At 54.2% G+C, this 13,118-nt stretch carries 13 protein-coding genes; 6 read left to right on the top strand and 7 right to left on the bottom strand.

Annotated elements, in window-relative coordinates; all coding sequences use genetic code 11:
- Window positions 1–121: 121 nt before the first annotated feature.
- The 7 genes from Q8Q07_04020 to Q8Q07_03990 form a co-directional block, all read right to left on the bottom strand.
- A complete protein-coding gene (locus Q8Q07_04020; protein MDP3879457.1) occupies window positions 122–607 on the bottom strand; it encodes a ferritin family protein in 486 nt (161 codons plus the stop codon).
- A gap of 80 nt (window positions 608–687) precedes the next feature.
- Complete coding sequence (gene acs / locus Q8Q07_04015; protein ID MDP3879456.1) at window positions 688–2,619, bottom strand: acetate--CoA ligase; 1,932 nt, start codon at window positions 2,617–2,619, stop codon at window positions 688–690.
- A 53-nt stretch (window positions 2,620–2,672) separates the two neighbouring features.
- On the bottom strand, window positions 2,673–3,176 hold the full coding sequence (locus tag Q8Q07_04010) for a ferritin family protein (GenBank protein ID MDP3879455.1): 504 nt from the start codon (window positions 3,174–3,176) through the stop codon (window positions 2,673–2,675).
- A gap of 13 nt (window positions 3,177–3,189) precedes the next feature.
- Window positions 3,190–4,044, bottom strand: coding sequence for a 2-oxoacid:ferredoxin oxidoreductase subunit beta (locus Q8Q07_04005; GenBank protein ID MDP3879454.1), 855 nt, complete (start codon window positions 4,042–4,044; stop codon window positions 3,190–3,192).
- Complete coding sequence (locus tag Q8Q07_04000) at window positions 4,028–5,755, bottom strand: 2-oxoacid:acceptor oxidoreductase subunit alpha (protein MDP3879453.1); 1,728 nt, start codon at window positions 5,753–5,755, stop codon at window positions 4,028–4,030. Before Q8Q07_04000 ends, Q8Q07_04005 begins: the two co-directional genes overlap by 17 nt.
- 194 nt (window positions 5,756–5,949) lie before the next feature.
- Window positions 5,950–6,642 carry a DUF2848 family protein gene (locus Q8Q07_03995; protein ID MDP3879452.1) on the bottom strand — a complete coding sequence of 231 codons (693 nt, stop codon included), beginning with the start codon at window positions 6,640–6,642 and terminating at the stop codon, window positions 5,950–5,952.
- 110 nt (window positions 6,643–6,752) lie between these two features.
- A complete protein-coding gene (locus tag Q8Q07_03990) occupies window positions 6,753–7,091 on the bottom strand; it encodes a cupin domain-containing protein (protein ID MDP3879451.1) in 339 nt (112 codons plus the stop codon).
- A 453-nt stretch (window positions 7,092–7,544) separates the two neighbouring features.
- Here Q8Q07_03990 and Q8Q07_03985 point away from each other — a divergent pair, with 453 nt between their 5' ends.
- Genes Q8Q07_03985 through Q8Q07_03960 form a run of 6 tightly spaced genes read left to right on the top strand, consistent with a single transcriptional unit; the run spans window position 7,545 to window position 13,016 of the window.
- Window positions 7,545–8,459, top strand: coding sequence for a cobalamin-binding protein (locus tag Q8Q07_03985; protein MDP3879450.1), 915 nt, complete (start codon window positions 7,545–7,547; stop codon window positions 8,457–8,459).
- Window positions 8,460–8,504: 45 nt separating this feature from the next.
- Window positions 8,505–9,437 carry a cobalamin biosynthesis protein gene (locus Q8Q07_03980; protein MDP3879449.1) on the top strand — a complete coding sequence of 311 codons (933 nt, stop codon included), beginning with the start codon at window positions 8,505–8,507 and terminating at the stop codon, window positions 9,435–9,437.
- Window positions 9,421–10,518 (top strand): histidinol-phosphate transaminase, encoded by a 1,098-nt coding sequence (locus Q8Q07_03975; GenBank protein ID MDP3879448.1) that lies wholly within the window; start codon window positions 9,421–9,423, stop codon window positions 10,516–10,518. Before Q8Q07_03980 ends, Q8Q07_03975 begins: the two co-directional genes overlap by 17 nt.
- Before the next feature lie 25 nt (window positions 10,519–10,543).
- Window positions 10,544–11,602 (top strand): nicotinate-nucleotide--dimethylbenzimidazole phosphoribosyltransferase, encoded by a 1,059-nt coding sequence (gene cobT / locus Q8Q07_03970; protein MDP3879447.1) that lies wholly within the window; start codon window positions 10,544–10,546, stop codon window positions 11,600–11,602.
- Complete coding sequence (gene cobS, locus Q8Q07_03965) at window positions 11,571–12,377, top strand: adenosylcobinamide-GDP ribazoletransferase (protein MDP3879446.1); 807 nt, start codon at window positions 11,571–11,573, stop codon at window positions 12,375–12,377. Before cobT ends, cobS begins: the two co-directional genes overlap by 32 nt.
- 18 nt (window positions 12,378–12,395) lie before the next feature.
- Window positions 12,396–13,016, top strand: coding sequence for a histidine phosphatase family protein (locus Q8Q07_03960; protein ID MDP3879445.1), 621 nt, complete (start codon window positions 12,396–12,398; stop codon window positions 13,014–13,016).
- Window positions 13,017–13,118: the final 102 nt, after the last annotated feature.

The raw sequence follows: 13,118 nt of genomic DNA, 5'->3' as shown, positions 1-13,118 counted from the left end.
TTCAGCGCTGCAACCTTTAGCCAGTGTTTCGACATGTGGAAGCACGCATTCGGCTAACTTGGAGCCGTCTACCGGGACTAAAATTCTCCTGTACATATTATTACCTCCATTTCCGCTTTTATCAGGCAGCGGTCATTTTTTCCTTTAGCTCCGAGAGTCGCCTCAGATGCATTTTTTCCTCGGCGATTATTCTGTTTAGCGTCGGGTGGGCTGGCGGCGGTACTATCTCTTTCATCTCATAGTAAAACAGGATGGAATCCTTTTCGGCGCTGATTGCCAGTTCCAGTGCTTTAATATCGCTATCTGTTTGCTTGGCCGCCTCGCTCGCAATCATATCATCTGTAAAGACAGCGTTATCAACCAGTGACTTGAGATAAGCCGGTTGTTCAGCGCTTTCGATTTCTGAAGGTTGACGTTCATCAGCTTCACTGAGCATACCCTGGAAAATCCGGATGTGCTCCCGTTCCATAATCACCAGATACTCGAAGATTTCTCGAACGCGGGTATCCTCTACCGACCGGCTCATGATGTCGTAGAAAGCGATTCCGCTCCTTTCAATGCCGATGGCTATGTTGAGAATCTCACTGATAGAAAGTGAAACAGGCAATATTAAATACCTCCTTCCACAATTTATGTAGACAGGTTACCGTTCTATTATCCCTGTAACCAGAGGATCAGGTAGCATTTTTACCTTGCCTCCCTGACTCTCTTGAGTTCCTGGTAGCTTCTGATTACTTCCTCCACCGAGGTTTCGTCTTCCAGGGTAGTGATGTCCCCGATAGGGGTATCGTTGGCTACCGCCTTCAGGATTCGCCGCATGATCTTGCCGCTCCTAGTCTTGGGCAGCTGTTTGACAAAGTAGACCTCATCAGGGGTGGCTATCGGGCCGACCACGGCGCGCATGTGAGAGGCAAGCTCTTTTTTCAGGTCGGCGGAGGGCATGGTTCCAGCATTAAGACGGGCGAAGATTATGATGCTTTCCCCCTTTACCGGGTCAGCTTTGCTCACTACGGCGGCTTCAGCTACTTCAGGGTGAGAGACAGCCGCATCCTCCAGCTCGGCAGTACCTATTCTGTGCCCGGCGATTTTCAGTACCTCATCAGCCCGGCCCAGAAGCCAGAAGTAGCCGTCCGTGTCTTTCACGGCATAGTCGCCGGTGTAGAAGGCGCCGGGGAAACGTGACCAGTAGGTCTCCCGGTACCGCTCCGGGTCGCCGTGAATCCCCATGAGCATCCCTGGCCAGGGTCTCTTGATCACCAGTAAGCCTCTCTCCCCCGTGGGTACCGGCTGCCCCTTTTCGTCGACCACTTCAGCCTCAACGCCGGGCAACGGCAGGGTGGCTGAGCCGGGCTTGAGCGGGACGCATTCTATCCCCGGGGCGGGGGATATCATCAAGCCGCCGGTCTCGGTCTGCCACCAGGTATCAACGATAGGGCATTTCTCGCCGCCGATATCCCGGTAAAACCAGAGCCAGGCTTCGGGGTTAATTGGCTCGCCGACACTGCCCAGCAGTTCCAGGCTGCTGAGGTCATGCTTTTTCAGTCCCTCCTTACCCTGTGCCATAAACATTCTGATCGCGGTTGGCGAGGTATAGAAGATGGTGACGCCGTATTTATCAATAATGTGCCACCAGCGGTCAAAATCCGGGTAGTCCGGAGCTCCTTCATAGAGAACGATGGCGGCGCCATGCGCCAGCGGAGCGTAAACTATGGCGCTGTGTCCGGTGACCCAGCCGACGTCAGCGGTGCACCAGTAGACTGATTCTTCTTTCAAGTCGAATGCCCACTGGTAGGTGGAGTAGTTGTGTACCATGTAGCCGCCGGTACTGTGAACAATCCCTTTGGGTTTGCCGGTAGTCCCGGAGGTGTAGAGGATAAAAAGCGGGTGGTTGGATTCCACCGGCTCGGGGGCAACAAAAGAGGCCTCCTTATCGAGCAGTTCGTGGAGCCAGTGGTCGCGGGCTGGCTGCATGTTGACCTTGGTGCCGGTGCGGTTGACCACGATAACTTTTTCTACCGAAGGACACCTGTTCAGAGCTTCGTCGCTGATATCTTTCAACGGTATTATTTTTCCGCGGCGGAACCCACCGTCCGCTGTAATCAGCAGTTTGGCTTGCACATCATTTACCCGGTCGGATAGCGCCTGGGCGCTGAAGCCGGAGAAAATGACGGTGTGGACAGCGCCGATGCGGGCACAGGCGAGCATGAAAACGGGTAGTTCTGTTAGCATCGGCAAGTATAAAGCAACCCTGTCACCTTTCACTATGCCGCACTTCTTAAGGACGGAAGCGAATTTATTGACTTCACTGTACAGGGTCGAGTAGCTGAGTACCCGGACATCCCCCGGTTCACCCTCCCAGTAGATGGCTACTTTACTCTTGCGCCAGGTCTTCACATGACGGTCGACACAGTTATGGGAGGCATTAAGTTGCCCGCCGGCAAACCAGTGGGCAAACGGCGGTTTCCATTCCAGTACCCTGTCCCAGGTCTTGAACCAGTCAAGCTGTCTCGCCTGCTCCGCCCAGAATTCCTCCGGTTCCTGCAGAGACCTCCGGTAAACATTATGAAATTTCTTCTGGGGAAAGTATCTGGACTCAAAGGGCAATGATAGTTCTGCCAAGCTTCCCGCCTCCGGATAGTTCAGTCGTTCAGTCAACCATGGTGCTATCTTCCTCAGGACGTCCAGGCTATCGGCCCGAATAAGAAATCATACCTCATCATCAGAGTATCGAAATGCTGTTTTTCCTCTCCGGCCAGGAACTGAAACATGGCTTTGCCCTGGTGGTCAGTTATTTCGGAAGCCGCCTGCCGGTAGAAATCATAACTTTTCGACTCAATTTCCAGCCCAAAAACCAGGGCATCGCTTTCACCGGACTTGGCTCCAATCGCCTTTTTCAGAGCCTCTCTGCCTTTCGGGAAGAGGGTTTTTTGCAGGTCTACCGGGGCTGGCTTTATCTCATCGGGAATAATCCACTGGCTCTGGTCGCTTAAGGACTGGCGCTGCTTCTTTATCAGGTCAAGGTGGTTTTGCTCATCAGAGGCCAGGGTACGAAAGGTCTCCCGTCCTTTCTCCTCCTCCGTAGTTTGTGCCGCTTTCAGGTAGAATTCCCGCCCTTCCTGTTCAATTCTGATGGCCCGCTCCAGTATGGCCAGTGCTGCGACTATTTCTTCTCTCATGTCCGTTATCCCTCTAGATGAATTCATCAAGTAACGGCTGTACCCTGCCAGGTTCAATCTTCTGTTTTACCAGCGGCCCTTTAGCCAGGGCGGGTATCTGCTCCTCGAAGGTAGGCAGCTCTTGCTGGTAGAATATGCCGATTGGTATCCGCCCGTCCCATTCCTGGGCTTTGTTGAATGCCTCCATCTTATTGGTCGGGTCATAGCCGGGTTCTTCTTCCAGCTTGTAGACCCGCTCCCGGTACCAGCCGAAGGTATTCTTGTGGTTGAACGAGACGCAGGGTTGCAGAATATCAATCAGGGCAAACCCTTTGTGGGTGATGCCGGCTTTAATCATGGTGGTAAGGTGCTTGATATCCCCGGCAAAACTCCGGCTGACAAAGGTGGCACCGGTGGCTATTGCCAGGGTCATCGGGTTTACCGGCCGGGCGGCCCCGTAAGGAGTCGTCCTGGTGACAAAACCCAGGTCGCTGGTCGGGGATGCCTGTCCCTTGGTCAGGCCGTAGACCTGGTTATTATGTATCAGGTAGGTAATGTCGTGGTTACGGCGCATGGCGTGAACAAAGTGGTTGCCTCCCTCCCCGTAGCCGTCCCCATCACCGCTGACGGCAATAACGGTCAGTTCGGGATTGGCTATCCTGGCGCCGATAGCCGGGGGCACCGGCCGGCCGTGGAGTGAATTAAAGATGTTGCACCGGGTGTAGTGGGGCAACTTACCGGCCTGCCCGATGCCGGAGACCATCAGCACCTGGTCTGGCTCGAGATCAAGCTCGACCAGTGCTTTCTTGACCGCGTTCAGGATACCGAAGTTGCCGCAGCCGGGGCACCAGGCACTGGGCAACCCTTCATAATCAGCTATCTTTACCAATGCTCGAACCTCCCTCAATGATTGCCCGGGCGATGTATGCCGGAGTAAAGGGTCGCCCATCGTACTTGAGAATCTTGCCGCTGACTTTGATGCCGGTCTCGGCCCGGATGAGACGGGCAAGCTGCCCGGTGGCGTTATTTTCAATTACGTAGCTGCTACCGCTTTTCTTTAAGGCATCAGCGAACGCCTCAGCCGGGAAGGGCCAGAGTTCGTTAAAGTGGAGCAGGTTGACACTGACCTTTTCATGGCGCAGTATGTCCACGGCTTCACGGAGAGCGCCGCCGGTGCTCCCCCAGCCGATAAGGGTCGTCTCCGCTTTCCTGGGGCCGTATAATTCCGGGGGCGTGATCTCCTTCTTCAGTCCGTCGAGCTTGCGCATTCGTTTTTGTACCATCCGTATCCTGGTCTCGGCATCCTCAATCATGTGACCGGATTCATCGTGTTCATCGGCGTCGGTTGATACCACGATTCCCGGCTGCCCGGGGAAAGCCCGGGGTGAAACGCCTGATTTGGTTATGGCGTGTCTTTTGTATTCCCTGCTGGCTTTCTTGTTAAAGAGAAGCCCCCGGTCAATGGTTACCCCGGAGAGGTCAAACGGGTCGATCGTGGTATAGGAGGTGGCCAGGACATGGTCGGTCAGTATAAAGGCGGGCACCTGGTACTTTTCCGCCAGATTGAAAGCTTTGACGGTTGACCAGAAACATCCCTCAACAGTAGCCGGCGCCAGTATTGTCCTGGGGAACTCTCCGTGGGAAGCGTGAAGGACAAAATCGAGGTCGCCCTGCTCGGTGCGAGTGGGTAGTCCGGTAGCCGGGCCGGGACGCTGGCCGTTGATGACCACCAGCGGCGTTTCAGTTATCCCGGCCAGTCCCACCCCCTCCACCATGAGGCAGAAGCCGCTGCCGGAGGTGGCGGTCATGGCTCTGACGCCGGCATAACTGGCGCCGATGGCCATATTGACCGCCGCTATTTCGTCTTCGGCGTGCACCATTACCATTCCCATGTCTTTGGCTTTAGCCGCGATATATTCCATGATTGATGTTGTGGGAGTCATCGGGTAAGCCGCCATGAATTTACAGCCGGCGGCGATTGCTCCCAGCGCGATGGCTTCATTGCCGGTAAGCAACATTCTTCTGGCGTCACTGACCGGCTTGAGATGAAAGTCAAAGTCGCCCTGGAAATTCTGCCGGGCATATTCGTAGCCAGCCCTGGCTGCCTTCACATTATCCTTGCCAATTTTTTCGCTGCCGAAGTGTTCCTGTAAGACTTTCGACAGTACCTCGAAGTCGTATTTTACCAGGCCGAGGGCGGCTCCCAGCGATACCGTATTGGACATGAGCTTGCCTCCGGCCTTTTCTTCAGCCAGCCTTTCCAGAGGTACGCTGAACAAGTTACTGCTGTCACCGGCGTCTTTTATCTGTTCGCCGTCGAAGATAATAACACCCCCGGGGGCTAATTCATCACGGTGCAGGTCAATGCTTTCCTTGTTCAGGGTAAGCAGTATGTTTACCGGCTCGGCAATGGCGCTTACTTCAGTGTCCCTGGCCCTGACCCGGAAGAAGTTATGGCCGCCCCGTATTCTCGATTCATAGTCCTGGTCAGCAAAAACATAGTATCCACCCCTGGCGAGGGTCTTGGCCAGTAAAAAACCGACGGATTGCACTCCCTGTCCGGCTTCACCACCGACTATGAAATTGATATCAACCGGCATTCCTCACCTCCTGATAGCGGAAAGTTTCTTGCCTATGACGCTGCTAACGGCACGCAAAGGCCTGCGGTACTCTCACTCTGCAATTTTAGACGTTAAATAATGGAAAAGTTATAAAATAGGAGTGAAAAAAATTACGAAAGTATGACATTTTAGGTAAAAACTGCGCCGGTTGAATGGGGGCTTTAACTGTCTGATTACAGATAGTCCATGGGCTTGACCTGATAACGGCACCACAGGGAATCGCCGGTTTCAGGATTATGCAGCTCCACCTCAAAGCTGTCGCCGAAGATCGCTTCACCCCCGAGGAGAGGGATGGTGCCCGAATAGATAACCATATTATTAAAGTCTTCATCCTTTACCCGGCTCCTGATAAAGGCGAGTAAATCCTCGATAGTGAGAATGGACGCTAGTCTGGCTTCCTGGTACAGTATCCTCTGCCCGTCCTTCTCTGTCCAGCTTCGCAGGATAAGCTCATCCCAGTTCCTTTTGACTTCATCATACGGCCAGACCACTGAAGAGACCACGTTGGGACACATCTGTTTGGCTTTGACGATGCTCGCGGCTTCCAGCTTCCGGTCAGTGTGGTCGCTGCCGGCGCCGACATACATTTTGTCCTTCTCCAGGAAAAGGACAAATTCGGCTTCTCCCGAGGTGTAGTCGTCAATCGGCTCTAACGTCTCCTCGGTGGTTATCAGATAGGGCGCTACCGGATAGAGTGTCGGCACTTCATCCGGGGCAGGGACCCCCTCTTTCTTCAGCTCCTCGATATGCTTGACGACAGTTTCCTGGTCTCTGCCTACATAACCGGCATTTACCATGCGCTTGACCTTGAAGCTGACCGGCTGCGTTCCTGTGGCTGTCTTTAGTGTTAAATTTAAGTCTTTCATGGCGTTCCTTCCCCGGCTGGAGAAACAAGCCCGTGATTGTTTTTAAGCGTCTTCAAGTGGGGCAGAGTTTCTGGCCGTTTAATCTATCTAGCTTGACATAACCTGAAACGTTATCCCTGATACGTTCTAATCTCAAAGGTCATCATTCCGTCCGGCGAGCGGTACGGCCCGTGTCTCATACCGGGATGGCGGTAGCCATAGTAACCGGCTTTTAATATCAGGTTCTTCCCCTCATCGATCAATGTCCCGGCAAGAACGTAGATTTCTTCGTAGAAATCATGGTTCAGCACTTCATCGAAGACCGTGCCCGGATCGTACCTCAGCAGTCGACTAATACTGCCTGCTCTCCGGTCTTCATTGAGCACTTTTTCATAAACTCCCGGGTAGCCCTCTACCGGTTTCCAGGGGATGCTTTCCACTTCATGAATTTCCTGCTCGGTTTTTGCCATGTCCTTCTCCTTTCTTTTCTGTGTGGATAGTACCAGCCAGTCCCGCCCGGAAATGTTCAGGGCTTACCCCGTCTTACGAAATTAAAGCTAGCTACTATTCTCTATTTTTGCATAGCTATTGTCAACTGAGCAGGGACAGAGCTTCACGGAAGCCCACGGACTGTAGTTGTAATTTGCGGATTGTTCCTGTATTATATTGCCAAAGAATAAGCAACCTGGGAATGCCTGAAGAGGTTCAGGCATAGTCGGAGAGCAAGCTGGTGAAAGTCCAGCACAGTTCCGCCTGCTGTAACTCGCCGTAAGGGAGAAGTCAGAACGCCGGCTACCCCGGGGACCTTGAACCTCCGCGGAGGAAAGGGGGTGGGAACATGTTAATAGAGACATGAGATAACCCCTTGTCCGCCTGGACAAGGGGTTTCCTTTTTACCGGATATTTTATTGGAGGTAACGTTTTTGAAAATAGGACGATTCGTGTTCTGGATTGTTCTTTCTGGTCTAATTTTTGTTGTGGCGGCCGGGTGCCAGCCCGGATTCCAGCCGGAGTCCTACACCGATGATGCCGGCAGGATGGTAAACATAGCCGAAAGCCCGCAGAGAATCATATCACATGTGCCCAGCATCACCGAGATTATCTTTGCTATCGGTCTGGAGGAGAGGGTGGTTGGGGTTAGTGAGTATTGTGATTATCCCGAAGAAGCTAAACGGACAGAAAAGGTAGGGAGTTTCTCGAAGCCTTCCGTGGAAAAGATTGTTGATCTGGAACCGGACCTGGTACTGACCAATGGAGGAGATGAGCAGCTCATGGCACAGTTTGATAGCCTGGGGATAACCTACCTGGTTATTGACCCGGAGGACATTGACAGCATTTTAAGGGATATTGAATTGTTGGGCAAGGTTACCGGCGTGGAGAAGCAAGCCGGAGAACTTGTCGCCGATATGAGGGGCAGAATTTCGCGGGTTGCCGATAAAGTAAAGGGCGCTCCCAGCGTCAGGGTCTTCTATACCTTTGCCGTTACTGACCTCAATAATCCCTGGACGGCCGGTCCTGGCTCCTTTATTGATTCCTTAATCGCTATGTCAGGAGCGGAAAATATCGCGGCCGTGGTCCAGTCCCCTTATGCTAAACTCAGTATCGAAGAGATAGTAAGTTCTGACCCTGAAGTTATTATTCTGGGCATCCGCCATGGATATCTACCGGAGACGACAGTAGAGCAGCTCCGGGAGCACCCGGTATGGCGGCAGATAACCGCGGTAAAGCAGGGTAGGGTTTATACTGTTGATGGAGACCTGCTGAACCGCCCCGGGCCACGTATTGTCCAGGGATTGGAGGAGATTGCCCGCTTCATTCACCCGGAATTATTCGAGTAGATGAGTTTGGAAAAGTATTTTTGAGACTAACTCAGGCGCTGAGATATGGATACTTTAGCGGTATTTTTTGTTGCCCTGGTTATTGACCTGGTTCTGGGGGAGCCGCCCCGCCCCATTCACCCCGTGGTCTGGATGGGGCGGGTTACTTCATTCCTGGAGAAGGGTGGCTGGGGTCGGTCACCCCGCAGGCAGTTTGTCTATGGGGCCGGGATGACACTGTTCCTTATCGGGCTATTTGCGGCGGCTGTCTATCTGTCCCTTTTTTATCTGCGTAGTCTCAGCGCAGTGGCTTATGTTGTTGTCGGGGCGGTGCTGCTGAAGTCAACCTTTTCCCTCCGGGAGCTGCGGCGGGCAGCCATCAGGATTAAGAGGCTGCTCCTTGGTAACAGATTGAACGAGGCACGCTATGAGCTGCGCTCACTGGTCAGCCGTGATACTGCTGATCTATCGGAGCCAATGGTGGTGTCGGCGGCCATCGAATCAGTGGCGGAAAATATTGTGGATAGCTTTGTGGCTCCCCTGTTCTATTTTTTGCTCTTTGGCGTCCCCGGCGCCGTTGCCTACCGGGTGGTCAATACCCTGGATGCCATGATTGGTTATCATGGAAAATACGAGTATCTGGGTAAGTTTGCCTGCCGGCTTGATGACGTGCTCAATTTTATCCCGGCCCGGGTGACTGTGCTCCTCCTGGTCCTGGCGAGTTTTCTATCGGGAAGGGATGCCCGGGCTGCCTGGCGGGTTGCCCTCAATGAGCACTCCAGGACGGAAAGTCCGAATGCCGGCTGGACGATGGCGGCGACGGCGGGCGCGCTCAATGTACAGCTGGTGAAGGTGGGGCACTACCGGCTGGGAGCCGCCGCTGCCCCGCTGGTGCCGCAGACAATTGATGACGCCCTGAGACTGATGTTAATATCTATGCTGTCCTGGGCGGGAATATGTTTTGCAGCAGGAGTGATTCGCTTTGCCGTTACGACCTAGACCGGAGATAGAAAAGCTGAAAGTCCCTCCCCACGGCGGAATCAACTACGCCGAGTTGAGAGCTTTGGGAATCAGCCCAGACGAGCTTCTTGATTTCAGTGTTAACGCTAATCCGTTCCCGGCGCCTGCGGGAGTGAGAGAGGCGCTGAGTGCTATCGCCGTTGAGCGCTATCCTGATTCTGAGGCTACTGAGGTCAGGGACTGTCTTGCCTGCAAGCTGGAGGTGGCGCCGGGCAATATTCTGGTCGGAAATGGCGCTCTGGAACTGATTCGTCTTCTCACCCTGGCTTACCTCGGCACTGGAGACCCGGTCCTGGTTCTGGAGCCAACCTTTAGCGAATATAAGGTCGCCAGCCAGATTGCCGGAGCGGAGGTGATCGATCAGGGAGGAGTGGCTGAAGAAGGTTTCCTCCCCTTAATACACGGGACGGTTGACCTGCTGCGGAAGCATCACCCCCGGCTTATCTTTATTTGTAATCCCAATAATCCCGCCGGCTGGTACCTCACCCGGCGGGAAATTGAACGGGTTCTGGACAACTGCGGGGATGGACTGCTCATCCTGGATGAGGCTTACATCTCTTTCACGGACGGGAGATGGTCATCGGTTGACCTGATTGCCCGTGGTAACGTAGTTATTATCCGTTCGATGACCAAGGACTATGCCCTGGCCGGACTGCGCCTCGGTTATGCCCTGGCTCACGGAAACATCATCGATGTCCTGCGCCGCGTTATGCCGCCGTGGAATGTCAATATTGCGGCCCAGAAAGCCGGTATCGCTGCCCTGGAGGACGCTGATTACTATGCGAGGTGCTGGCAGGAAGTTCAGCGGGCAAAGCGGTTCCTGATGGCGGAGCTTGACCGGACTGGCTTTCCCCCGGTACCATCAAAGGCGAATTTCTTCCTGGTCAAAGTGGGTAATGCCGGAAAATTCCGCTCCGCTTTACTAAAACATGGTATCCTGGTGCGCGACTGTACCTCTTTTGGCTTGCCCCGGTATGTCCGTATTGCTCCTCGCACCTTGCCCGAATGCCAGAAACTCATGACCACCATGAAGGAAATGCTGGCTGCGGGAGAGTTGTAAGCAATATCTGATAAAAGGAGTGACCATGCAACTGTCTGAAGTGATTAAGATGATAAGACCCCTGGATGAAAAGGCGATGGCTCAGGCCCGCGCCCGGCAGGATGTACTGACCAAGCCGCAGGGTAGCCTCGGTCGTCTTGAAGAACTGTCCGTGCAACTGGCGGGCATTCAGGGCAGGCCTGTCCCTGAAATCAAGCAAAAAGTCATTATCACCATGGCCGCCGACCACGGGGTGGTGGCGCAAGGGGTCAGCGCTTATCCTCAAGAAGTTACTGCGCAGATGGTCTATAATTTCCTGGCCGGTGGCGCTGGCATCAATGTCCTGGCACGCCAGGCAGGAGCCCGTGTCGTCGTTGTTGATATGGGGGTGGCCGGGGAGCTGGCAGCTAATCCTCACCTGGTGTCGAGGAAGGTGGCTGCCGGTACCAGGGATATGACTTCAGGCTCAGCAATGACTGTCGGAGATGCGGTAAAAGCGGTGGAGACCGGTATTGAAATAGTGACCGCTGAACTGGGTAAAGGACTGGACATCGTGGGTACCGGCGATATGGGCATAGGCAATACCACCGCCAGTAGCGCCATCTGTGCTGTGATGACAGGGAAAACGGTGGCGGAAGTGACCGGGCGGGGTACCGGCATCGCTGACTGGCAGCTGAGGCATAAAATAGAGGTAATTGAGCGGGCTTTAGCAGTGAACCGCCCTGATCCCTCACAGCCCCTGGACGTGCTGGCTAAGGTGGGCGGATTTGAAATTGGGGGTCTGGTGGGCGTGATGCTGGGGGCGGCGGCAAACCGGGTCCCGGTGGTAATTGATGGGTTTATTTCCGGGGCGGCTGCCCTGATTGCTGCGGCGCTGGCTCCGAGGCTGAAAGGCTTTCTGATTGCCGCCCACGTTTCGGTTGAACCCGGTCACCGCCTGATGCTGGAACACCTGGGACTGAAACCGTTGCTGGACTTAGGGATGCGCCTGGGCGAAGGGAGCGGCGCCGCGCTGGGGATATTCCTCAGTGAAACCGCGGCCCGGATACTGGCGGAGATGGCGACCTTTGCCGATGCCGGAGTATCGGAGCGGAGCGAACCGTAAGTTGAGATTTCTGGCGGCGTTGAGTTTCCTGACGGTTATCCCGGTACCTCTCCGGCGTGAGATTGACCCGGGTGAGGTAGGGCGCTCGCTGCATTATTTTCCGGTGGTCGGGGCTATTATCGGGCTTCTTCTGGTGGGACTGAACTGGCTGTTCCGCCTTTTTTTGCCACCGGCGTTAGTTGATGGACTGTTGATTGTTTCCATGGTGGTAATCAGCGGCGCTTTGCACCTCGATGGTTTTATTGATACCTGTGACGGTCTGGCCGGACACCGCACGGTTGAAGAACGGTGGCGGGTGATGCATGATAGCCGTGCCGGTGCCTTCGGAATTGTCGCCGTCTTTTTACTGCTGCTGCTGAAGTATGTTTCGTTAAGCAGTGTGCCGGATACCCTGCTGCCGTTAACCCTGCTGCTGCTGCCGGTGGTCAGCCGATGGGCGATGGTTTACGCTGTCTTTGCTTATTCGTATGCCCGGCCGGAGGGCCTGGGCAGGGCGTTCAAGCAGGGAGCGACCCGGCAGGGGTTCATCATGGCTACCTTGATAACACTGGCGGTAATTACCGGCTTGACTCTTTTAGCCAATCTGGCTTATTTTTATCTGGCGGGTCTGGCGGTAATTCTTATCGTCTGGATGGTGGTGGTGGCCATGGCAGCTTATCTGAAGCGCCAGTTTGCCGGGCTTACCGGTGATACCTACGGGGCGATTAGTGAGGTGGTGGAAGTCGTCATGCTCATCCTTGTCAGCCTGCTGGCTTATAACCGCTGGTTTATTTGACATAATCAGGAGGTAAGATTGGTAAGGTTACTTCTGGTAAGACATGGTATCAGTGAATACAATAGCGCCCGGCGCTTCGCCGGTTACAGTGATGTCGAGATGAGCGCTGCCGGATACGAGCAGGTGAAGAGGTTACGTGACCGTCTGGCCGTAGAGAAGATTGACGCTGTTTACTCCAGTGATTTGAGAAGGGCTCAGGAGACGGCGCAGGTAATATCGACCGGATGTGATACTGATATTATTTCCTGCCCTGAGCTGAGAGAAGTTAATTACGGGGAGGTTGAGGGGTTGACGTTTCAGCAGATTAAAGACCGTTACCCGGCGCTTGCGGAATCGATTAGCGAGTTTAACCTGCAGCAGATTAACTTCCCTGGCGGCGAGACCTTTGAGCAGTTTATTGCCCGGACAATTACCTTTCTGGACAAGCTGGAGAAGCATGAACCGTCGCAGACGGTTCTTATTGTCGCTCATGGCGGCCCGCTGCGAGTCCTGTTCTGCCATTTGATGGGAATCGACCAGCTACACTGGCGTAAGTTCCGGGTGGACAACGCTTCGCTGAGCATCATTGAGACCTATCCGCAGCGGGTGGTTGTTAGCCTGCTCAATGATACTTCTCATCTGAGAGAGGTACATGAATAAACGGATTATTTTTGTGGAGGTGTGGTATTATGCGTAAGGTGTTTATCTCGTGGAGTGGCGGCAAGGACTGTTGCCTGGCGGGTTACCTCGCCGCTGCTGACG

The sequence above is a fragment of the Dehalococcoidales bacterium genome (assembly GCA_030698765.1).
Taxonomy (GTDB): domain Bacteria; phylum Chloroflexota; class Dehalococcoidia; order Dehalococcoidales; family UBA2162; genus JAUYMF01.
Note: the sequence above shows the minus strand (reverse complement) of the source record. Positions and strands in the feature narration are given on the sequence as shown.